Annotated in this window: 19 protein-coding genes; 1 reads left to right on the top strand and 18 read right to left on the bottom strand. The window is 72.9% G+C overall.

Annotation, left to right across the window (positions count from 1 at the left end; translation table 11 throughout):
* Positions 1-6: 6 nt before the first annotated feature.
* From SGUI_RS01070 to pyrR, 16 genes are all read right to left on the bottom strand, one after another.
* Complete coding sequence (locus SGUI_RS01070; protein WP_066635160.1) at positions 7-1,539, bottom strand: ABC transporter permease; 1,533 nt, start codon at positions 1,537-1,539, stop codon at positions 7-9.
* Between the two features lie 250 nt (positions 1,540-1,789).
* On the bottom strand, positions 1,790-3,622 hold the full coding sequence (locus SGUI_RS01065) for an ABC transporter substrate-binding protein (RefSeq protein WP_083190403.1): 1,833 nt from the start codon (positions 3,620-3,622) through the stop codon (positions 1,790-1,792).
* Between the two features lie 251 nt (positions 3,623-3,873).
* Positions 3,874-6,000, bottom strand: coding sequence for a primosomal protein N' family DNA-binding protein (locus SGUI_RS01060; protein ID WP_066635154.1), 2,127 nt, complete (start codon positions 5,998-6,000; stop codon positions 3,874-3,876).
* A 23-nt stretch (positions 6,001-6,023) separates the two neighbouring features.
* Complete coding sequence (metK, locus tag SGUI_RS01055) at positions 6,024-7,238, bottom strand: methionine adenosyltransferase (RefSeq protein WP_066635149.1); 1,215 nt, start codon at positions 7,236-7,238, stop codon at positions 6,024-6,026.
* An 84-nt stretch (positions 7,239-7,322) separates the two neighbouring features.
* On the bottom strand, positions 7,323-8,570 hold the full coding sequence (coaBC, locus tag SGUI_RS01050; protein WP_066635147.1) for a bifunctional phosphopantothenoylcysteine decarboxylase/phosphopantothenate--cysteine ligase CoaBC: 1,248 nt from the start codon (positions 8,568-8,570) through the stop codon (positions 7,323-7,325).
* 41 nt (positions 8,571-8,611) lie between these two features.
* Complete coding sequence (rpoZ, locus tag SGUI_RS01045; RefSeq protein WP_022924097.1) at positions 8,612-8,881, bottom strand: DNA-directed RNA polymerase subunit omega; 270 nt, start codon at positions 8,879-8,881, stop codon at positions 8,612-8,614.
* Positions 8,882-8,888: 7 nt separating this feature from the next.
* Positions 8,889-9,461, bottom strand: a complete 573-nt coding sequence (gene gmk / locus SGUI_RS01040; protein WP_066635144.1) for a guanylate kinase — start codon at positions 9,459-9,461, stop codon at positions 8,889-8,891.
* 62 nt (positions 9,462-9,523) lie between these two features.
* Positions 9,524-9,841 (bottom strand): integration host factor, actinobacterial type, encoded by a 318-nt coding sequence (gene mihF / locus SGUI_RS01035; protein WP_010148593.1) that lies wholly within the window; start codon positions 9,839-9,841, stop codon positions 9,524-9,526.
* A gap of 126 nt (positions 9,842-9,967) precedes the next feature.
* Entirely contained in the window at positions 9,968-10,837 is an 870-nt protein-coding gene (pyrF, locus tag SGUI_RS01030) for an orotidine-5'-phosphate decarboxylase (protein ID WP_066635141.1), read from the bottom strand.
* Positions 10,834-11,652 (bottom strand): hypothetical protein, encoded by an 819-nt coding sequence (locus SGUI_RS01025; protein WP_066635138.1) that lies wholly within the window; start codon positions 11,650-11,652, stop codon positions 10,834-10,836. The genes pyrF and SGUI_RS01025 overlap by 4 nt, the downstream gene beginning before the upstream one ends.
* Positions 11,639-12,451 carry an iron-sulfur cluster-binding protein gene (locus tag SGUI_RS01020; protein ID WP_191090931.1) on the bottom strand — a complete coding sequence of 271 codons (813 nt, stop codon included), beginning with the start codon at positions 12,449-12,451 and terminating at the stop codon, positions 11,639-11,641. The genes SGUI_RS01025 and SGUI_RS01020 overlap by 14 nt, the downstream gene beginning before the upstream one ends.
* A 10-nt stretch (positions 12,452-12,461) precedes the next feature.
* Positions 12,462-15,806 (bottom strand): carbamoyl-phosphate synthase large subunit, encoded by a 3,345-nt coding sequence (carB, locus tag SGUI_RS01015; RefSeq protein ID WP_066635133.1) that lies wholly within the window; start codon positions 15,804-15,806, stop codon positions 12,462-12,464.
* A 3-nt stretch (positions 15,807-15,809) separates the two neighbouring features.
* Positions 15,810-16,967 carry a glutamine-hydrolyzing carbamoyl-phosphate synthase small subunit gene (gene carA, locus SGUI_RS01010; RefSeq protein ID WP_066635126.1) on the bottom strand — a complete coding sequence of 386 codons (1,158 nt, stop codon included), beginning with the start codon at positions 16,965-16,967 and terminating at the stop codon, positions 15,810-15,812.
* Positions 16,964-18,298 carry a dihydroorotase gene (locus SGUI_RS01005; RefSeq protein ID WP_066635123.1) on the bottom strand — a complete coding sequence of 445 codons (1,335 nt, stop codon included), beginning with the start codon at positions 18,296-18,298 and terminating at the stop codon, positions 16,964-16,966. The genes carA and SGUI_RS01005 overlap by 4 nt, the downstream gene beginning before the upstream one ends.
* Positions 18,295-19,227, bottom strand: coding sequence for an aspartate carbamoyltransferase catalytic subunit (locus tag SGUI_RS01000; protein ID WP_066635120.1), 933 nt, complete (start codon positions 19,225-19,227; stop codon positions 18,295-18,297). The genes SGUI_RS01005 and SGUI_RS01000 overlap by 4 nt, the downstream gene beginning before the upstream one ends.
* Positions 19,224-19,802: a bifunctional pyr operon transcriptional regulator/uracil phosphoribosyltransferase PyrR gene (gene pyrR, locus SGUI_RS00995; RefSeq protein ID WP_066635116.1), complete on the bottom strand. Its 579-nt coding sequence runs from the start codon at positions 19,800-19,802 to the stop codon at positions 19,224-19,226. Before pyrR ends, SGUI_RS01000 begins: the two co-directional genes overlap by 4 nt.
* Before the next feature lie 186 nt (positions 19,803-19,988).
* Here pyrR and SGUI_RS00990 point away from each other — a divergent pair, with 186 nt between their 5' ends.
* On the top strand, positions 19,989-21,131 hold the full coding sequence (locus SGUI_RS00990; RefSeq protein ID WP_157621687.1) for a hypothetical protein: 1,143 nt from the start codon (positions 19,989-19,991) through the stop codon (positions 21,129-21,131).
* A gap of 133 nt (positions 21,132-21,264) precedes the next feature.
* On the opposite strand, the gene nusB is transcribed toward SGUI_RS00990, so the two are convergent.
* Positions 21,265-21,678 (bottom strand): transcription antitermination factor NusB, encoded by a 414-nt coding sequence (gene nusB / locus SGUI_RS00985; protein ID WP_066635110.1) that lies wholly within the window; start codon positions 21,676-21,678, stop codon positions 21,265-21,267.
* A gap of 3 nt (positions 21,679-21,681) precedes the next feature.
* Positions 21,682-22,242: an elongation factor P gene (gene efp, locus SGUI_RS00980; RefSeq protein WP_066635107.1), complete on the bottom strand. Its 561-nt coding sequence runs from the start codon at positions 22,240-22,242 to the stop codon at positions 21,682-21,684.
* Positions 22,243-22,264 lie beyond the last annotated feature (22 nt).

Below are 22,264 nucleotides of genomic sequence, written 5' to 3'. Positions count from 1 at the left end.
TCTGACTCACCGCCGGATCCGCGGGTCGAGGGAGGCGTAGGCGATGTCGGCCAGCATGTTCATGAGCACCGCGGCACCGCCGGCCACCAGGTAGTAGGCCATGACCGGGTTGGGGTCCACCTGGTCCAGGCCTTGCCGGAACATCGCTCCGAGGCCGCGCCAGCCGAAGACGGACTCGGTGATGACCGCTCCCCCGAGCAGCGAGGCGAAGTCGAAGGCGACGATGGTCGTGATGGGGATGAGTGCGTTGCGCAGCGCGTGCTTGGTGAAGACCACCCGGTCCGACAGCCCCTTGGAGCGCGCGGTCCGGATGTAGTCCTGGTTGATGGTCTCCAGCATCGAGCCTCGGGTGTAGCGGCTGTAGGAGGCGATCGAGATGAGGGTCAGCACGATGGTGGGCAGGACCAGCTGGACCCCCCAGTTGAAGATGCCCTCCCAGAAGTCGCCGGTGAAGCGCTCCGGGATGATCCGGTTCTCCCCGATGGTGCTCACCGGTCGGTTGCCGGAGAGCTCCAGGAAGCCCGCCCAGCCGCGCAGCAGGTAGTCCATGAAGACGAGGAAGGCCATCCCGAGCCCGGTGCCGACGCTGACGATCATGGCGGTGCGCCGCTCGTAACCCCCCATGACCCATCCCACGGCGAGCCCGACCGCGACGGTGAGCAGGGCCATGGCGATGATGACCAGCCAGCCGGAGGGGTCGTCCAGGATCGGGCCGGTGACGAAGTAGGCGACCAGGCCCAGGCCGATGGTCACCAGCCCGGCATACATGACCTTGCGGTTCGACAGCCCCACCGTCATGACGAGCATGAAGCCGAGCGCAGCCAGGGCCCCGACGATGATGAGCGGCAGCCCGATGGCCGGCTGCACCCACCAGGTCACCTGGTCGAAGCCGAAGACGAGGCCGAAGACCACGACGAAGGTGACGGCGCCGGTGATGAGCTCACGTCGTAACCCGCCGCCGAGCACCGAGGCCACGGCCAGGGCGAACAGTAGGGCGACGACGGCTGTCGCCGTCGTCGAGACGGTCGGGTCGGCGATCCAGTTGTTGAAACGGATGGCGCCGAAGTCCTTGAGCAGCACCGCCGCCCAGAAGACCGGCAGCGAGAAGAAGAGGAAGGCGATGAAGGTCACGGCGTAGTCGAAGCCGGAGTACTGCCGGATCGCGGAGAGCACACCGAGGGTGACGCCGATGAAGATCGCCAGGAAGGTCGCAACCGTCACGAGGCGCAGGCTGGCGCCGGCGGAGGCCAGCAGCAGGTTGTTGACGTCGCTGCCGTCCCGGGTGTCGCCGAGGTCGCACTGCAGCACGAAGCAGCGGCTGACGCCGGTGAGCCACCCGAGGTAGCGCAGCCACCACGGGTCGTCGAGCCCCATGTTCGCCGTCCGCGCGGCCATGAGCTGGTCCCGGTTCTCGGCGCGCGACTCGCGCAGGTCCGAGAGCGGGTCCCCGGAGTTGATCGTGAGGACGTACATCAGCACGGAGCCGAGGAACATGATCAGCGCGGAGATCGCGATCCTGCGGAGGATGAACTGGAGCACGGGTCTGACCTTTGCGGTGAGAGTGTTCACGGCGGTGTGACGGACTGCCCGCAGACTCTAACCCCTCATCCGGGGTGGTGACCACGGGCACCGGTCCACGCGTGTCGCCACCGGGCACGGGGTCCGGGTGGGTGGTGGAGAGGTGATCTGGACAGCGGACGGGGCGGGAGGGCGTCTACCCTCCCGCCCCGTCTGCCGGTGCCGGAGCGTGCGGCGGGCTCAGGCCCGCCGCACGCTCAGGTGAGGCGCGTCAGCTGGCGCGGACCCACTGGTCGGCGTTCCAGGAGACACCGGTCTGCACCGAGGTGGGCCGGACGTTCTCCAGGGTGCTGTCGTAGCCGATGACACCCGGGTGGGTGAACAGCGGGATGCCGTAGAGGTTGTCCCACAGCAGCTTCTCGATGATCTTGAGCTGCTCGGTCTGGACCTCCTCGTCGAGCGAGGACGCCAGGGTGTCCCAGGCCGCGTCGACCTCCTCGTTGGAGAAGCCGCCGAAGTTCTGCGACCCGTCCGTGGAGTAGATCGGCTCGCCCGAGGCGATCTGGCCCGAGCCGGCCCAGGCGAAGAGCGCGACCTCCCAGTCACCCTGCTCCAGCGTGCCGCCCGCCTCGAAGAAGTCGGGGTTGCCGGCGTCGACGATCTCGAAACCCGCCTCGTCGCAGGAGGACTTGATCTGGGCGACCTCCTCGGTACGACGCTGGTTCGGGGCGGAGTAACCGATGCGGACCTCGACCGGGGTCTCGAGCCCGGCCTCCTCCAGCTTGGCGCTCGCACCCTCGATGTCGACCTCGTCGTACTGACCGCTGTAGGCGGCGTCGACGATCTCCTGGTAGCCCTCCTGGAAGGGGAACCGCTCGCGGGCGTTGAGGACGACCGCGTCCTCGCTGATCGGCGCGATGAGGTTGTCGATGATGTTCTGCCGCGGCACGCACATCGCGAAGGCCTCGCGGGCGGCCAGGCCGCCGTTGTCGTCGTTGAAGACCGAGTCCTCGGCGAAGTTGTAGTCGAGGTGCTCCCAGGTCATCTGCTGGTTGCTCTCGACCGCCACCTGGTCGCCCATGCCCTCGAGCTGCTGGCGGGTGTCGACCGTGGCCTGCGGCTCGATGACGTTGATGTCACCGTTCTGCAGCGCCTGGACGTGGGTCTCCGGGGCGGCGAACTTGAAGACCAGGTTGCCGGTCGCCGGGGCGGGGCCGAAGAAGTTCTCGTTCGGGACCAGCGCGAGCTGGTTGCCGCTCTCCCAGGCCGCACCCTCGAGGGTGTAGGGACCGGAGGAGGGGACGACAGCCTCGTCCTCGACCTGGTAGTTGGGGAAGAGCCAGCCGGTGTTCCAGAACTCGGACACCTGGGAGACGGTCTCCGCGTCGCCGTCGAGGATCGCCTGGGCGAGCTCGTCGGGCTCCATGCCGGCCTGCTCCGCCGCGACGTGCGCGGGCAGCGGGGCCGACACCGAGATCTCCCAGTCCGGGTAGGGCTCGGGGTAGACGACCGTGAAGGTCTTGCTGCTGGGCTCGGTCTCCAGGCCCTCGGTGGCGTAGGTGGACCAGGTCGAGACCGGGTCGAAGCCGAGCTCCTCGGCACCACCCATGGACTCGGGGTTGGTCGACGCCCAGTCGAGGAGGAAGTCGTTGGAGGTGATCGGCGTGCCGTCGGACCACACCGCGTCGTCGGAGATGGTGTACTCCACCGTCAGCGGGTCCTCGGAGGTCTGCTCGTAGGAGCCGAACCACTCGTTCTGGTAGACCGTGCCGTCGGTGCCCCAGTACCAGAAGCCGGTCTGCAGCTGGTTGTTGACGACCGCGTTGTAGGTCGAGTTGGTCGCCGCGGTGTTGCCGTTGTAGGCGTTGTACTCCTCGGCGCCGCTGGAGAAGGAGACGGAGTCGTCGTTGGTGGTGAAGTCGATGTCGGCCCGCTCGGTGGAGCCGTCCTCCCCGCCCATGTCTTCCTCGGACCCCATGTCCTCGGAGCCTTCGCTCTCCTCCGCGCCGTCGCCGCCGCCCTCGGCGGCGTTGTCGGTGTCGTCCGAACCGGTGTCGGACGTGCATCCGGCCAGGGCCAGGGCACCGGCCGCCACAACGGCCATGGTCGCGCGCCTGATCTTCAATGTTCCTCCTAGTGAATGGGCGTCTCACGCCGGCGGACCGCCCTGGTCCACCGCACGCACCATCGACGCGCCGGGGGGTTGCAGTGGCAACTTAGACACCCCGGACCCCGCCACGCCAGCATCGTGCCCACACGGTGACGGGATCGTTACGCTTTTGAGACTTCCGTAGCAGTGACGCTACGTCAACCGGAACAGGGCGCCGCGGCGCGCGTGCACGGGGTGCCGCGCGCCTACTGGCTCTCCCCGTCCAGGACCAGGCGCACGGTCTCCTGCGCCTTGCGGGCGCTGCGCTCGGCGCGCACGGTATGCACCGACCGGGCGAGGTCGTGCTCCGGCGCCTCCCGCACCGTCGCCCGGGCGCGAGCGTCCTCCCCCTCGGACCCACCCAGCGGCACCGTGCCCAGCAGCCGGTGGCCGTCCGCGACGAGAGCTCGGCCCACCTCGTCGACCGCCCCGACCAGCCCGGTGACCTCGACCTGACGGGTCGCCGGGGGCAGGCCGAGGGTGGCACGCTCCCCCAGCTCCCGGCGGGCGAGCCAGGCGGGGTCCCAGCGCACCAGCGCCTCGACGGCAGGGAGGGAACCGTGCGGCGGCACCCCGCAGAGGACGACCGCGGGGGCGCGCCGGCGCGACGGACCCTGCTCGTCTTCGGGCACACGGGTACGGACCATCGCGGCAGCCGCGCACCACCGCCGTAGCGCCTCCACGGGGGCGTCGAGGGCGGCCCGCTCCAGCACCATCCAGCCGTCGAGGAGCACGACCGCGGCATATCCCGTGGCGGCCCACGGCTCCGCACCGGGCGTGGCCACCACCAGCGCCGGCGCGGGCCCCACCTCGTCCACCACGTGCTCGCCCCCGGAGCTGACGACCCGGGTCCCGGGGAAGGCGCGCCCGAGCTCCTCGGCCGTCCGCCGCTCCCCCACACCGGTCGCCCGCCGCCGGCGCGATCCGCACTCCGGGCATGACCAGGTCGCGGGCACCTCGGAGGAGCACCACCGGCAGGCGGGTGCCGCCCGCCCCTCGCCCGCACCCACGGGGCCCTGGCAGCGCGCGCAGCGCACAGGCGTGCGGCAGTCCTGGCAGGCCAGGCCGAGGACGTAGCCCTGCCGCGGGACCTGCACGAGCACCGGAGCGCCCTGTTCGAGCCCGGCCCGCAGGGCGCGCCAGGCCACGCTCGGCAACCGGGCCGTCCGGGCGGCCGCGTCCCGCTCCTCCTGGTGGCCCTCCCCCGCGACGAGGACCGCCGGCGCCGTCCGCCGCAGCACCGGTGGTTCGGCCGTCACCGGCGCGACGACGCCCTCCCCCACCCACTGCTGCACGGCCACGCTGCGGGTGAACCCCCCGACGAGCAGCGCCGCCCCCTCGCGCCGGGCACGGAGCCGGAGCACCTCGCGCACGTGCGGGTAGGGGGCACGCGGCTCCTGGTGCAGGTCGTCGGCCTCGTCCCAGCAGGCGACCAGGCCCAGGTCCGGGACCGGGGCGAAGGCGCTCGCGCGGGTCCCGACCACGACCCGGGCGTGGCCCCGGAGCACCCGCAGGAAGGCCGCGTAGCGAGCCTCCGGCCCGAGGTCCGCCGTCAGCCGGACGACCTGGTCCTCCCCGACCGCCGCGGTCAGCGGCCCCATGAGCCGCTCCACGTCCCGGCGGTCCGGCACGACCACGAGCGCGCCGCGGCCGCCCGCCAGCGTGGCGTCCACCGCGGCGGCGAGGGCGTCCGGCCAGTCCAGTCCCGGTGCCCGCCCGGGCAGCGCGAGCCAGGCGGCTGCCGGTGCACCGCCGTCGCGCAGGCGTCGCAGGAGGGCCGGGCCGGCCTCGTAGTCCGCCCAGGCGTCCTCGCCGGACCCGCTCGCTCCTTCGTCTCCGTGCCTCGCCCCCCCGGTTCGCCCGGCGTCGGGTGCCCCCACGCCGACCTCGATGCGGTCGGGGACGGAGCGCTCGGCCCGGGCGTGCCGGGGTGGGACGGCCAGGCGCACCGTGTCGGCGAGGGTGCCGCCGTAGCGGTCGGCGACCTCGCGGGCGGCGTGCAGCACCTCGGGCGTGAGCACCGGCTCCGGGCTGACGACCGAGCGCAAGGGGGTGAGCCTGCCCTGGTGCTCGGCGCTCGCCGCTCGGGTGAGCAGGAAGCCGTCGTGGTCCCGCCCGGCGAAGCGCACCCGGACCCGCACGCCCGGTCGTGCCCGGTCGTCGAGCTCGGCCGGGACGGCATACTCGAACGGCCGGTCCAGGTGCGGCAGGGGCGTGTCGACGAGCACGGTGGCCACCGGGTCGACCTCGGCCAGGGGCACCTGCGAGGCCGGGCGGGTCGTGCGCCGCCGCGGCGTCGCCGGAGGCGGGACCAGCTCGAGCTGCTCGGCCATCTCGACCCCCGCGGACCCCTGGCTCAGACCGCGGCGCGCAGCTCGTCGACGCGGTCCAGCCGCTCCCAGGTGAAGCCGTCGACGAGGCCGGCGGCCTGCGTCCGGCCGAAGTGGCCGTAGGCGGCGGTCGGACGGTAGATCGGCCGCAGCAGGTCGAGCTGCGCGACCAGCGCGGCGGGCCGCAGGTCGAAGACGCGGCGCACCGCGTCCTGGATGCGGTCCACGGGGACCGTCTCGGTGCCGAAGGTCTCGACGTAGAGCCCGACGGGGTGCGGGTAGCCGATGGCGTAGGCGACCTGGATCTCGCACCGGCGGGCCAGACCCGCGGCGACGACGTTCTTGGCCACCCAGCGCATGGCGTAGGCGGCGCTGCGGTCGACCTTGGACGGGTCCTTGCCGGAGAAGGCACCGCCGCCGTGGCGCGCCATGCCGCCGTAGGTGTCGACGATGACCTTGCGCCCGGTTAGGCCAGCGTCACCCATCGGCCCGCCGATGGTGAAGACCCCGGTGGGGTTGACGAGCATGCGGTAGCCGTCGGTCTTGAGCTCCACCCCGGCCTCGTGCGCCTGGTCCAGCACCGGCGTGATGACCCGCTCCCGGATGTCCGGGGTGAGCTGCTCGGCGAGGTCGATGCCGTGCGCGTGCTGGGTGGACAGCACGACCGTGTCGAGGCGCACGGCCCGGTCACCGTCGTAGGCGATGGTCACCTGCGTCTTGCCGTCGGGGCGCAGGTAGTCCAGCTCACCGCTCTTGCGGACGTCGGCGAGGCGCTCGGCCAGCCGGTGCGCGAGGAAGGCGGGCAGCGGCATGAGCTCGGGCGTGTCGTCGCAGGCGTAGCCGAACATGAGGCCCTGGTCGCCCGCGCCCTGCTGGTCGAAGGGGTCGGCCAGCTCCGCCCCGCGGCTGGAGACCGCGTCGTCGACACCGGTGGCGATGTCCACCGACTGGTCACCGATGGAGATCTCCACCCCGCAGGTGCGCCCGTCGAAGCCCTTGTAGGAGTTGTCGTAGCCGATGTCGAGGATCGTCTGCCGGACGAGCTGGGCGATGTTGGAGTAGCCCTGGGTGCGCACCTCGCCGGCCACGTGGACCAGGCCGGTCGTCACCAACGTCTCGACCGCCACGCGCGAGTGCGGGTCCTGGGCGAGCAGGTCGTCCAGGATCGCGTCGCTGATCTGGTCGCAGATCTTGTCGGGGTGTCCCTCGGTGACGGACTCCGAGGTGAACAGGCGGGTCATGGAAGGGCTCCTTCGGGGCAGCGGCTGCTGACTGACGCGGCGAGTCTACGGTCCACCGCCGACACCTCTCGCACGGCGGCAGGGTCAGCGCAGCGACGGCGCCACGTGGTCCCAGATCGCCTGCGCGACGAGCGTCTTGCTGCCCGGGCCGACTGTGCGGATCTCCTCCGTGCCCGGCCGCAGGAGGTGCGCCGTGGTGCTGTCCTGGCCGAAGGTCCTGCCTACCCCGACCTCGTTCGCGACGAGCAGGTCGCAGCCCTTGCGCGCGAGCTTGGCGCGGGCCAGGCTCAGCACGTCGCCAGTGCCGTCACCGGTCTCCGCGGCGAAACCGACGAGGTAGGGCGAGGTGGCTCCCCCGCGCGCGGCCACGAGGCCGGCGAGGATGTCCGGGTTGCGGACCAGCTCGATCGTCGGTGCGCTGTCGTCCCCGTCGCCGTGGGTCTTCTTGATCTTGGCCTCGGCGTAGCGCGCCGGGCGGAAGTCCGCGACCGCCGCGGCCATGACCACCGCGTCCACCCCACCGCCGTCGACCAGGTCGGTCACCGCCCGCTCCAGCTCCAGCGCGGTCTCCACCGGCACCAGGTCGCACCCGGGCGGCGTGTCGAGCGCGACGTTGGCGGCGACCAGGCTCACCCGGGCGCCACGGCGCGCGGCCTCGGCGGCCACGGCATACCCCTGCTTGCCGGAGGAACGGTTGCCGAGGTAGCGGACCGGGTCCAGCGGCTCGCGCGTCCCCCCGGCGGTGACGACGACGTGGCGGCCGGAGAGGTCGCCGGTGGCGCCTCCTGCGGCGTCGTGGGTCGATCCCTGCGGCACGGTCCCCAGCGCGGCGGCGACGATGTCCTCCGGCTCGGGCAGACGCCCCGGGCCGGTGTCCGCGCCGGTGAGCCGCCCGGAGGCGGGCTCGACCACGTGCACCCCCCGCTCGCGCAGCAGCGCGACGTTGGCCCGGGTCGCGGGGTGCTGCCACATCTCGGTATGCATCGCCGGCGCCACGACGACGGGGCAGCGGGCGGTGAGCAGCGTCGAGGTGAGCAGGTCGTCGGCCAGGCCGTGCGCCGCGCGGGCCAGCAGGTCGGCCGTGGCGGGGGCGACGAGCACGAGGTCGGCCTGCTGGCCGAGCCGGACGTGCGGCACCTGGGGGACGTCCTCCCAGACGTCGCTGGCCACCGGGCGGCCGCTGAGCGCCTCCCAGGTGGGTGCGCCGACGAAGCGCAGCGCGGCGGCGGTGGGCACGACGGTGACCTCGTGCCCCGCCTCGGTCAGGAGGCGCAGGACCAGGCAGGCCTTGTAGGCGGCGATGCCGCCGGAGACACCCAGGACCACACGCATACCGCCGTCGCCTCCCGTCCGCGGGTCGTGGTGGGGGTCGCTCAGCTCTCGGGCGAGCTGGTGTGCAGCTTGCCCTGGTCGATCTCGTGCAGGGCGATCGACAGCGGCTTGTCGGTGGCGTCGGCCTCGACGAGCGGGCCGACGTACTCCAGCAGGCCCTCGCTCAGCTGGGAGTAGTAGGCGTTGATCTGCCGGGCGCGCTTGGCGGCGTAGATGACCAGCGCGTACTTGCTGTCCGCGCGCTGCAGCAGGCTGTCGATCGGGGGGTTGGTGATGCCGTCGGGGTGGGCGATGGTGCCGGTTCCGCTCACGGTGCTCTCAGTCCTTCGTCGTCGTCGTTCGGGTGGGTGCTGGGGGGTCGACCATCAATGATACGAGTTCCTCGGCCGCCCGGGCGACATCGTCGTTGACGATGGTCACGTCGAACTCCTGCGCGGCCGCCAGCTCGGTCCGGGCGGTCTCCAGCCGGCGGGTGCGCTCGGCCTCGGTCTCGGTGCCCCGACCCACGAGCCGCTGCACCAGCTCCTCCCAGGTGGGGGGCGCGAGGAAGACGAAGAGCGCCTCGGGCATGGCCTCCCGCACCTGGCGGGCGCCCTGGAGGTCGATCTCCAGCATGGTGGGCCGCCCCCGCTCCAGGGAGTGCTCCACCGGGCCGCGCGGCGTGCCGTAGCGCGCCCGGCCGTGCACCGTGGCCCACTCGAGCAGCTCGCCGGACTCCTGGAGCCGGTCGAACTCCGCGTCGTCGACGAAGAAGTAGTGCTCCCCCTCGCGCTCGGTCGGACGCGGACGCCGGGTGGTCGCCGAGACCGAGAGCCACACGTCCGGGTGGTGCTCGCGGACGTAGGCCGCGACCGTCCCCTTGCCGACCGCCGTGGGCCCGGCCAGCACCACGAGACGGCGTCGCGCGCCGCCGGCCGGGGCGCCCTGCGGCGGGCCGGCCGTCCCCGCGGTGCTCAGCGGTCGCTGAAGTGGTCGAGCAGGTGGTGCACCTGGTTGGCGCCCAGCCCGCGCACGCGGCGGCTCTCGGAGATGCCGATCTCCTCCATGAGCTGACGGGCACGCACCCGCCCCACGCCGGGCATCGACTCCAGGAGCGCGGAGACCTTCATCTTGCCGATGACGTCGTTCTCCTTGCCCTCGGCGATGACGTCCTTGAGAGAGCCCTGGGAGTTCTTCAGGCGGTTCTTGACGGCTGCCCGCTCGCGACGGGCGGCGGCCGCCTTGGCGAGTGCGTCGGCGCGCTGCTCCGGCGTCAGCTCAGGAAGGGCCACGGTCCAACTCCTTGATCGTCCAGTGCCAGGGGACAACCCTGGTGCCGTCGAACATAGCGACCCTCTCCGGCTGGTGCCAACCCGTGCGTCCCCGGCCCGTCCGGCTGACCTGCGGAGGCAGGACCCTCAGGGGTCCCCCACGGCCCCGGCCAGCCGCTGCGCCCAGGACTCCACGGCCGTCCCGACGCCGTCCGGGCCCTCCCCGAGGAGGCCCCGCGACACGGGCACGAGCACGCGGCCGCGGGCACCGGCGAAGGCGCGCGCGACGTCGTGCTCGTCGGCACCCTGGGCCCCGACGCCCGGCGCGAGGACGGGTGCGAGCGAGCCCTCGAGGTCCAGCTGCTCCCCGACCGGGTCGAGCGTCGCCCCGACGACCACGCCGACGTCGCCGCAGGGCTCCTGCCCGGCGTTGTCCCGGCCGACCTGCTGCATCAGCCGGTGCGCCACCGCGGGATCGCCGGCGCGCTGCACCTCGCCGCCCTCCGGGTTGGAGGTGCGCACCAGGACGAAGACCCCCCGGCCGGTGGCACGCGCGAGGTCCACGGCCGGGGCGAGCGACCCGTACCCGAGGAAGGGGCTCAGCGTGACCGCGTCGGCCGCCAGCGGGGCGTCGTCGGCGAGGTAGGCCTGGGCATACCCGGCCATGGTGGAGCCGATGTCGCCGCGCTTGACGTCGAGCACGGTCAGCAGGCCCTGCTCGCGGCAGGTGCGCAGGACGTCCTCGAGGACGGCGATGCCCGCCGCCCCGTGCCGCTCGAAGAAGGCCGACTGCGGCTTGACCGCGGCGCAGCGGCCGGTGGCGGCGTCCAGGACCACCGAGCACAGCTCCCCGACGCCCTCGGCGGTGTCCGGCAGGCCCCACCGCTCCAGCAGCTCGCGGTGCGGGTCCAGCCCGACGCACAGCGGGCCGTGCCGGTCGATCGCCTCGACGAGGCGGCTGCCGAAGCGCGGCCGGGGACCGGACCGGGTCTGCGGGTCGTGCGGGCTCGTGGTCATGGGTTCTCCTCCGGGGGTTCCGGCAGCCGTTCGAGGTCGTGGGCGATGGTCCACAGCAGCGTGGGGTCGGCCCACAGCGCGGTGCCGAGCTGGACCGACGTCGCGCCGGCGGCAAGGGCGCTCCGCGCGCTGGCGAGGTCGTGGACGCCGCCGGCGGCGACGAGGGGGACCACCGGCCAGCGCTGCTCGCGGGCCGCTGACGCCAGCCGGCGCACGCCGGCGCGGCTGACCGCACCGGTCGAGGGGCCGGACCACCAGCGGCCCTCGTCCAGCGGCACCGAGCCGCAGACCACGACCCCTCCCGCGCCACCGGCGACCGCACCTCGTGCCACCCCGACCAGGTCCGGCTGCAGCGCCGAGAGCCGGGCGAGCAGCAGCAGGTCCCGGGGCGTCTCCTCGCGCAGCCGCGCCAGGACGCGCAGCGCGTGCTGGTCGTCGGCCTCCCGCAGGTCGACCTCGACCGCGGCGACGGCGTCGCCCTCCAGACCCCGGCACAGGCGCCCGGCGAGCACCGCCGGCTCACGCGGGCCGTGGACGGTGCCCCGCACCGCCACCACGGCACGCAGCCCCCGGGTGGCGCACCAGCGCAACCGGTCGACCGCGGTCAGCAGCCCGACTCCCGGGGCCGAGCCGTGCTCCAGTCCTCCCGGGCCGGCGCCGTGGACGACCGCCGGCCCGACGCGCTCCGGCTCGCCCACCACGGGACCGACCGGGACCAGCAGCCCGTCGAGGGTCCCGAAGCGGACCAGCCCGCGCGCGTCGTCGACGGCACCCGGGGCGACGAGCACCCGGGGAAGCAGGTCACCGCGCGGCATCGGCCACCAGCTCCCCCGGCACGACCGGTCCCTCCAGGCACGCCCGCAGCAGGCGCGCCGACCGCTCGGCCTCGACCAGCAGGTCGCACTGCCCGCACAGGCCCGTCCCGCACAGCACCGGCTCCTGCAGGTCCAGGGCCAGCACCCGGGACACCCTGCCCCGCTGACGCGAGGCGCCCGCGAGCTCGTGGACCTGGTCGCGCGACCCGGCGGCGTAGACGACGGCGACGTCCTGCTCCTCGTCCAGCCTCCGGGCGACGGTCGGCCCGAGCTCGGCGCCGTCGGTGAGCACCACGGTGGCCGCCTGGCGCCGCAGCAGCCCGACGTCGAGGTGCCGGTCGGGGTCGTCCGCGGAGAGCACGAGGTGCACCTCGCTGCCCCGCTCCCGGAGCAGCGGGACGAGCCAGCGCAGCGGGACCGTCGCCGCCTCGTGCCCGGCGACGAGGACGGGCACCGGGTGGGCGGGCAGGCCGAAGCCGCGGCCCAGCGGCCCGAGCAGCCGGTGGCGCCGGCCGTCGGTCAAACGGTGTCGCTCCGCCGCGGGCAGCACCACCTCCACCGCGGTGCCGTGCAGCGGGTCCACCGACACCCCGGCCACCCAGAGCAGGGTGGGCAACGGCTCCCCCCGACCGAGGTCGCCGGGCAGCACGAGGAACTGCCCGGGGCGGCACCGCTCCCACACCGGGTCCGAGGGCACCGCGAGGCTGACGACGTCGTAGGCCCCGGACGGTCTGGTCAGGGTGACCTCGGCCTCGAGCACCGAGCCGTGGTGGTGGCGGTCCCGGTCCGGCGAGGTCATCCCGGCGGCCTCAGCGCCCGCCCGCGGCACGGGCATACAGGTCGAGCGCCTGCGCGTGCTCCTGCAGCGGGGCCACCGACAGCGGACCGGCGCGCATGGCCTCGATCCCCAGCACCGCGACCGCGAGCTGCTGCACGGTGGTGATGATCGGCTTGTCGAGCGAGGTCGTGGCCGCCCGGATGGCGTAGCCGTCGGCCCGGGCGTCGCGGCCGGAGGGCGTGTTGATGACCATGTCCACCTCGCCCGCGCCGATCCGGTCCACGATCGTGCGGAGCGAGCCATCGGCGCGGCCCTCGCTGTGCTTGTGCACCACCTCTGCGGGGATGCCGTTGCGTCGCAGCACGTCGGCGGTGCCCTCGGTGGCCAGCACGGAGAAGCCGAGGTCGACCAGCCGCTTCACCGGGAAGATCATCGAGCGCTTGTCGCGGTTGGCGACCGAGACGAAGACCGTGCCCTGGGTCGGCAGGCTCGACCCGGCCCGCAGCTGGCTCTTGGCGAAGGCCGAGCCGAAGGCCGCGTCGATCCCCATCACCTCGCCGGTGGAGCGCATCTCGGGGCCGAGGATGGAGTCGATCGCCTCCCCGGTCTGCGTCCGGAAGCGGCGGAAGGGCAGGATCGCCTCCTTGACCGAGAAGGGCGCGTCGGCGGGCAGCGAGCCGCCGTCGACCTCCCGGGGCAGCATGCCCTCCTCGCGCAGGTCGGCGATGGTCGCGCCGAGCATGACCCGCGCCGCAGCGCGGGCCAGGGGCACGCCGGTCGCCTTGGCGACGAAGGGCACGGTGCGGCTGGCCCGCGGGTTGGCCTCGAGCACGTAGAGCACGTCCTGGGCCAGGGCGAACTGCACGTTGATGAGCCCGCGGACCCCGATCGAGTCGGCCAGGGAGCGCGTCGCCTCGCGGACCGCCTCCAGCTCGGAGCGGCCCAGGGTGAAGGGCGGCAGCACGCAGGCCGAGTCGCCGGAGTGGATGCCGGCCTCCTCGATGTGCTCCATGATCCCGCCGACGTAGAGCTCGGTGCCGTCGTAGAGCGCGTCGACGTCGATCTCCACGGCGGTGTCGAGGAAGCGGTCGATGAGCACCGGGTGGGCCTCGTCCTCGCCGGTGACCGCGGTCGCCCGGCCGACGTAGGAGGCGAGGGACTCGTCGTCGTAGACGATCTGCATACCCCGGCCGCCGAGGACGTAGGACGGGCGGACGAGCACCGGGTAGCCGATCTCCCGGGCCACCTCCAGCGCGTCGTCCACGGTGTATGCCGTCCCGTGCCGGGGCGCGGTCAGCCCGGTCTCGGCGAGCACCCGGCCGAAGGCACCGCGGTCCTCGGCGAGGTGGATGGCCTCGGGCGGGGTGCCGACGATCGGCACCCCCTCCGCCTTGAGCGCGGCGGCGAGGCCGAGGGGGGTCTGCCCGCCCAGCTGGACGACGACACCGGCGACCGGGCCGGCCTCCCGCTCGGCGTGCACGACCTCCAGGACGTCCTCCAGCGTCAACGGCTCGAAGTAGAGCCGGCTGGAGGTGTCGTAGTCGGTGGACACCGTCTCGGGGTTGCAGTTGACCATCACCGTGTCGAAGCCGTGCTCGCGCAGCGTGAGCGAGGCGTGCACGCAGGAGTAGTCGAACTCGATGCCCTGGCCGATGCGGTTGGGTCCCGAGCCCAGGATGAGGACGGCGGGACGCTCCCGCGGCCGCACCTCGGTCTCCTCGTCGTAGGAGGAGTAGTGGTAGGGAGTCTGGGCCTCGAACTCGCCGGCGCAGGTGTCCACCGTCTTGTAGACCGGGCGGACGCCGAGCGCCTGCCGCACCCCGCGCACCACGGCCTCCTTGAGGCCGGTCAGCTGGGCCAGCTGCGGGTCGGAGAAGCCGTGCCGCTTGGCCAGCCGCAGCAGCTGGGGGGTGAGCCGGCCTCCGGAGGTCGAACGGGCCTCGGCGCGCACCGTCGCGGCGATCTCGTTGATCACCGCGACCTGGTCGAGGAACCAGGGGTCGATCCCGGTCGCCTCGTGGGCCTCCTCGACGCTGGCGCCGCCGCGCATCGCCTGCTGGACGAGCACGAGACGACCGTCGGTCGGGGTGCGGGCCTGCTGCAGCAGCGCCAGGGCCATCTCCCGGGTCGGCGTCTCCTCCTCGCGCCAGTGGAAGCTGGTGTGCGCCGCCTCGGTCGAGCGCAGCGCCTTCTGCAGCGCCTCGGTGAAGTTGCGGCCCAGGGCCATCGCCTCGCCGACCGACTTCATGGTCGTGGTCAGCGTGGGGTCCGCGAGCGGGAACTTCTCGAAGGCGAAGCGCGGCACCTTGACCACGACGTAGTCCAGCGTCGGCTCGAAGCTCGCCGGGGTCTTGCGGGTGATGTCGTTGGGGACCTCGTCGAGGGTGTAGCCCAGCGCCATCTTGGCCGCGATCTTGGCGATGGGGAAGCCGGTGGCCTTGGAGGCCAGGGCCGAGGAGCGCGAGACCCGGGGGTTCATCTCGATGACGATGATCCGCCCGTCGGCCGGGTTGACCGCGAACTGGATGTTGCAGCCGCCGGTGTCGACGCCCACCTCGCGGATGACGGCGATGCCGATGTCGCGCAGCCGCTGGTACTCCCGGTCGGTGAGGGTCATCGCGGGGGCCACGGTGATCGAGTCGCCGGTGTGCACGCCCATGGGGTCGAGGTTCTCGATCGAGCAGACGACGACCACGTTGTCGGCGCGGTCGCGCATGACCTCGAGCTCGTACTCCTTCCACCCCAGGATCGACTCCTCGAGCAGCACCTCGGTGGTGGGGCTGTCCTGCAGCCCGGCCCCGGCGATGCGGCGCAGGCTGGGCTCGTCGAAGGCGAAGCCCGAGCCGAGGCCGCCCATGGTGAACGAGGGGCGCACGACGACGGGGTAGCCGAGCTCGTCCGCGGCGGCGAGCACCTCGTCCATGGTGTGGCAGATCGCCGACCGGGCGGACTCGGCGCCGCAGCGCTCGACGACGCCCTTGAACGCCTGGCGGTCCTCGCCCAGCTGGATCGCCTCGACGTTGGCGCCGATGAGCGGGGCGCCGAGGCGCTCCAGGGCGCCGGACTCGTGCAGGGCGATGGCCGTGTTGAGCGCGGTCTGGCCGCCGAGCGTGGCCAGGACGGCGTCCGGCCGCTCCCGCTCGATGATCGACTCGACGATCTCCGGCGTGATCGGCTCGACGTAGGTCGCGTCCGCCACCCCGGGGTCGGTCATGATCGTCGCCGGGTTGGAGTTGACGAGGATGACCCGGATGCCCTCCTCGCGCAGGACGCGGCACGCCTGGGTGCCCGAGTAGTCGAACTCGGCGGCCTGGCCGATGACGATCGGGCCCGACCCGATGACCAGGACGCTGGTGATGTCGTCGCGCTTGGGCACTGCTCAGGACTCCTTGGTCGAGGTCTGCAGAAGGTCCACGAAGCGGTCGAAGAGGTACTCCGCGTCGTGCGGGCCGGCCGCGGCCTCGGGGTGGTACTGCACGCTGAAGGCGGGCACGTCGACGCAGGACAGCCCCTCGACCACGTCGTCGTTGAGGGCCACGTGGTCGCAGCGGACGGCGCCGTAGGCCGTGTCGACCGGCTGGTCGGTCGGTATGCCCTCGGGCCAGGCGATGGCGAAGCCGTGGTTGTGGCTGGTGACCTCCACCTTGCCGGTGGTGCGGTCCAGCACCGGCTGGTTGATGCCGCGGTGCCCGAAGGCGAGCTTGTAGGTGGACAGGCCCAGGGCGCGGCCGAGCAGCTGGTTGCCGAAGCAGATGCCGAAGAAGGGGATGCGCCGCTCGAGCACGTCCTGCAGCAGCGCCACCTCGTGCTCCGCGGTGGCCGGGTCGCCGGGGCCGTTGGAGAAGAAGACCCCGTCCGGCTCCAGCGCGAGCAGCTCCTCGCTGGTCGTCGTGCTGGGGAGCACGTGCACCTCGATGCCGCGCCGGGCCAGCAGGGCCGGGGTCATCCCCTTGATCCCGAGGTCGAGGGCCGCGACCCGGAAACGGGTGGGCGTCCCCTCCGGCGGGGCGACGACATACGCCTCCTGCGTGGAGACCTCGGCGGCCAGGGCGGAGCCGGCCATCCGCGGGGTCTCGGTGACGGTGCGCAGCAGCTCCTCGTGCGGGGCCCGCGCCGCCTCGCCGGAGAAGATGCCGACCCGCATCGCGCCCCGGTCGCGCAGGTGCAGGGTGAGCGCGCGGGTGTCCACGCCGCTGATCCCCACGACCCCCGCGCCGTCCAGGGCGTCGCCGAGGTCGCCCTGGGAGCGCCAGTTGGAGGGCCGGACCGCGGGGTCGCGGACGACATACCCCGCCACCCAGATGCGCTGGCTCTCCATGTCGGCCTGGTTGACCCCGGTGTTGCCGATGTGCGGCGCCGTCATGACGACGACCTGCCGGTGGTAGGAGGGGTCGGTGAGCGTCTCCTGGTAGCCGGTCATGCCGGTGCAGAAGACGGCCTCGCCGACCGTCTCGCCGCGGGCGCCGTAGGCCTCGCCGCGGAAGGTCCGGCCGTCCTCGAGGACGAGGACGGCGGGCTCGTGTGCCGTGGGGGTCACCGCTGCTCCTTCGTGGTGGTGTCTGCCCAGACCAGGCCCTCGCGCGCCGTCACCTGGCCGCGGAGCATCGTCAGGTGCACGGTGCCGGTCAGCTCGCGACCGTGCCAGGGGTTGTTGCGGGAGAGCGAGCGGGACAGGGCCCGGTCGATCGTGCGCGTGCGGGTGGGGTCGACGAGCGTGAGGTGGGCCGGTGCGCCGGCGACGACCCCCCGCCCGTGGTGCTCGAGCCGGGCGATCCGCGCCGGCGCGGTCGACATGGTGCGGGCGACGTCGGCCCAGGTCATGCGACCCTCGGCGACCATCGTCGTGGACACCACCGGGAGGGCGGTCTCCAGCCCGAGCATGCCGAAGGCCGCGTCGGCGAAGGCGTGCTCCTTGTCCTGGCGGACGTGCGGGGCGTGGTCGGTCGCGACCGCGTCGATCGTGCCGTCGGCCAGCGCCTCGCGCAGGGCCAGGGTGTCCTCGGTCGGGCGCAGCGGCGGGTTGACCTTGTAGGTCGGGTCGTAGCCGACCAGCTCGTCCTGGGTGAGCATGAGGTGGTGCGGGGTCACCTCCGCGGTCACCGCGATGCCCTGGGCCTTGGCCCAGCGCACCACCTCGACGCTGCCCGCGGTGGAGACGTGCGCCACGTGCACCCGCGAGCCGGTGTGCCGGGCCAGCATGACGTCCCGGGCGACGATCGTCTCCTCGGCCACCCCGGGCCAGCCGGGCAGCCCGAGCCGCCCGGAGAGCTCGCCCTCGTGGCAGCAGGCCGACCCGTCGGCGAGCCGGGGGTCCTGCGCGTGCTGCGAGACGACGCCGTCGAAGGTCTTGACGTACTCCAGCGCACGGCGCATGAGCCGGGCGTCGTGGACGCACCGGCCGTCGTCGGAGAAGACCCGGACCCGCGCGCGGGAGCGGGCCATGAGGCCCAGCTCGGCGAGCTCCTCGCCGGCCAGGGACTTGGTGACGGCGCCGACCGGCTGGACGTCGACATACCCGGCGCGGCGGCCCAGGTCGAGGACCGTCTCGGCGACCTCGGCGCTGTCGGTGACCGGGCTCGTGTTGGCCATGGCGAGGACCGCGGTGAAGCCGCCCAGCGCCGCGGCCTGGGAGCCGGTCTCGACGGTCTCGGCGTCCTCGCGGCCGGGCTCGCGCAGGTGCGTGTGCAGGTCGACGAGGCCGGGCAGGAGGACCAGCCCGTCGGCGGAGAGGCGGGAGGTGCCCTGCGGGGCCTGCCCCGCGGCGTCGGCGCCCACGGCGCGGATGGTGCCGTCGACGACGAGCACGTCGCCGGCTCCCTCCCCCGCGATGTCGGCACCCGTGATGAGCAGGGGTGGTGTGGTGCTCACTGCGCGTCTCCTTCCCCGGCGAGGAGGTGGTAGAGGATCGACATCCGGACCGCGACCCCGGCGCTGACCTGGTCGAGCACCAGCGAGCGGGCGGCGTCCGCGGCGTCCGCGGAGATCTCCAGGCCGCGGTTCATGGGGCCGGGGTGGCAGATGACCGCATGGTCCTGCAGCAGGCCGAGGCGACGGGGGGTGAGGCCGTAGGTCACGGCATACTCCCGGGCGGTGGGGAAGTAGCCGCCGCTCATCCGCTCGCGCTGCACCCGCAGCATCATCACGGCGTCCACCCGCGGGAGCACGTCGTCGAGGTCGTAGGAGACGTCGAAGCCGTCCGCGGCCGCCCAGGACGTCACGCCGCTGGGCATGAGGGTGGGCGGCGCGACGAGGGTGACGTGGGCGCCCAGGGCGCGCAGGCAGAGCAGGTTGGAGCGCAGCACCCGGGAGTGGGTGAGGTCGCCGACGATGGCGACGTGCCGTCCCGCGAGGTCCCCGAGCGCGCGGCGCAGGGTGTAGGCGTCGAGCAGGGCCTGGCTGGGGTGCTCGTGCGTCCCGTCACCGGCGTTGACGATGGAGCAGTCGACCCAGTCCGCGATCTGCGCGGGAGCGCCGCTCGCGGGGTGCCGGATGATCATCATGTCGACGCCCATCGCGTCGATCGTCAGCACCGTGTCGCGCAGCGACTCGCCCTTGGAGACCGAGGTGCCCTTGCCGGTGAGGTTGATCGTGTCGGCGCTCATCCACTTGCCGGCGATCTCGAAGGAGGCGCGGGTGCGGGTGGAGTCCTCGAAGAAGAAGTTGATGATCGTGCGGCCGCGCAGGGTCGGCAGCTTCTTGACCTGGCGGTCCTGGACCTCGTGCATGGAGACCGCGGTGTCGAGGATCGAGGTGATCTCCTGCGGGTCGAGGTCGGCGATCGAGAGCAGGTGCTTCACGCGATCCACACCCCCTCGACGCCGTCCAGGTCCTGCAGCCGCACCATGACCCGCTCCGCGCGGGAGGTGGGGAGGTTCTTGCCGACGTAGTCCGCGCGGATCGGCAGCTCGCGGTGGCCGCGGTCGACGAGGACGGCGAGCCGGACCGCGCTCGGCCGGCCGAGGTCGGCCAGGCTGTCGAGGGCGGCGCGGACCGTGCGGCCGGAGTACAGCACGTCGTCGACGAGGACGACGACCTTGCCGTCGATGCCGCCGCGCGGCACGCTCATCGGCTCCGGCGCGCGGGTGGGCTGGGTGCGCAGGTCGTCGCGGTACATCGTGATGTCCAGCGAGCCGACCGGCACCGTGGTGCCCTCGACCGCCTCGACCGCCTCGGCGAGCCGGTGCGCGAGCGGGACGCCGCGGGTCGGGATCCCGAGGAGCACGAGGTCGGCGTGCCCCTTGTTGCCCTCGAGGATCTCGTGCGCGATCCGCTTGAGGGCGCGCCGGATGTCGTCGCTGGCGAGGACCTCACGTCCTCCGTGGTCCGGCGGCTGCGGCGGCGGTGCCGTCTCGGGTTCACGGGCAGGGCTCATAGGGCCCACTCTCCTTCCCCGCCTCACAGGACGGTGGTTAAAGGACGTGTCGGTGCACCCCACCCTACTACCCCCGAACCCTGCCTCCCCCCAACCCCCGACCGGCCGCACGGTTTGCGTCGACCGACCGCACGGTTTGGTTCGACCGGCCGCACAGTATGCGTCGACCGGCCGCACGGTCTGCGCGTGTTATCCACAGATTCGCTCGCACCGTCCCACTCCTGGGCATACCTGGACATGATCGTCGGCATGGACCTGACGCTGCTCCCTGACGTGTTCCGACTGGGCGAGGCGCTGGGCACCGGGGCCACCCGAGCCGATGTCGATCGCGCGATCGACCGTGGCGAGATCCGGTGGCTCCGCCACGGCTGGTATGCCAAGGCAGGGCCCGCACCGCCGCTGACGGAGAAGTGGGAGGAGCACCGCGCCGACCATCTCGCGCAGCTTGACCTCGAACTCCGGAGGCGCCCCGGCCATGCCGCGAGCCACACGAGTGGCGCGATCGTCCACCGGTTCGCCGTCAGCATTCGTCCTGGGGCCGAGGTCGACCTCACCGCCGTGCGACGTGCCCCGGTCTCACGACGTGAGCCCGAGCTCGGCCTGCACAGCGCCAAGATCGAGACCCCGGTCGAGGAGATCGACGGCCGCCTCACGACGACGAGGCCGCGAACCGTCGCGGACTTCCTGCGGGTGCGCACGGTGCCGCACGGCCTGGCACTGCTCGACGCCGCGCTGCGCGAGGGCCAGGTCACGATGGACGAGGTCCGACGAGCGCTGGACACCCAGCGGCGCTGGCGAGGACGCCCTCGCGCCCTGGCCGTGCTCAGGCTGGCCGACCCTCTCCGCGAGTCGTGGGCCGAGTCGTACACGTTCGGGCGCCTCCACCTCCTGGGCATACCCATGCCGCTGCACCAGGTGGACGTCCTCGACGAGCACCAGCGATGGATGGCGCGGCTCGACGGCCTCTGGCCGCACGTCGGTGTGGCGGGCGAGTGCGACGGGCAGAGCAAGTACTTCCTGCGCGAACCTGGCGACGATCGCCCACTCGAGGAGGTGGCGCGGGACCGGCTCGAGGCGGAGCGGCGGCGACAGGCGCCGATCGAGGAGCTGGGGCTGCCCTTCGTGCGGTGGACGCCAGACGAGGTCCGCGATCAGCCTGAGGCCGTGTGCGCCCGCGTGCGCGGTGCCTTCGCGGCCTCCCGTCCTGAGCAGTTCCGGGGGTATGTCGTCTATCAGGGCGAGGCGCGCCGGCTCCCCTTCTCCGTGGAGACACCGTCGGTCGACGCCGAGGACCTTCGCTACCGCCGCCGGAAGCGCCGGGCTGGCTGACGGCATACCGTGCGGCCAGTCGGACCAAACCGCGCGGCCAGTCGGACCAAACCGCGCGGCCGGTCGACGCAAACCGCGCGGCCGGTCGACGCAAACCGCGCGGCCAGTCGGAGCAAACCGTGCGGCCGGTCGGTCAGACGATGGTGGGCTTGACCTCGGAGATGCGGGCGAGGAGGCCGTTGACGAAGCCGGGGGACTCGTCGGTGCTCATCCGCTGGACCAGCTCGACGGCCTCGGACACGGCGACCATGTCCGGCACCTCGTCGTTCCAGAGGATCTCCCAGGTGCCGACGCGCAGGGCGGCGCGGTCCACGGCGGCCATCCGCTCCAGGCTCCAGCCCTGCGACCAGGTGGCGAGGACCTCCTCGATCTGGCCCCAGCGGCTCACCACCCCACGGACGATCTCCACGGTGTAGTCCGGCAGCGCGTGCTGGGTGGTCGGGGCCTCGATCCGCTGCTCCAGCAGCTCACCGACGTTGACCCCGCGCTGCTCGGCCTCGAACAGCAGCTCCAGGGCCCGCTTGCGGGCCCGGGTGCGTGCCGCCACGGGTCAGTTCACGCGGCCGAGGTAGGAACCGTCGCGGGTGTCCACCTTGACCTTCGTGCCGGTCTCGAGGAAGAGCGGCACCTGGATCTCGGCGCCGGTCTCCAGCGTGGCGGGCTTGGTGCCGCCGGTGGAGCGGTCGCCCTGCAGGCCGGGGTCGGTCTGGCTGATCTCCAGCACGACCGAGGGCGGCAGCTCGACGTAGAGCACCCGGCCCTCGTGCTGGGCGATCATCGCCCGGTTGTTCTCGAGCAGGTAGCCGGCCGCGTCGCCCATCGCTTCGGGGCTGACCGGCACCTGCTCGTAGGTCTTCTCGTCCATGAAGATGTAGTCGGTGCCGTCGTTGTAGAGGTACTGGTAGTCCGACCGGTCCACGGTCGCCGTCTCCACCTTGGTGCCGGCGTTGAAGGTCTTGTCGACGATCTTGTTCGTCAGGACGTTCTTCAGCTTGGTCCGCACGAAGGCGGGGCCCTTGCCGGGCTTGACGTGCTGGAACTCCAGCACCTGCCACAGCCCGTTGTCCATGTCCAGGACCATGCCGTTCTTCAGGTCGTTCGTGCTTGCCACGTCGTGTGTCTTCCTTCGGTAT

It is taken from the genome of Serinicoccus hydrothermalis (assembly GCF_001685415.1).
GTDB lineage: Bacteria > Actinomycetota > Actinomycetes > Actinomycetales > Dermatophilaceae > Ornithinicoccus > Ornithinicoccus hydrothermalis.
The sequence above is the reverse complement of the archived record's forward strand: the minus strand, read 5'-3'. Positions and strand labels throughout refer to the sequence as shown.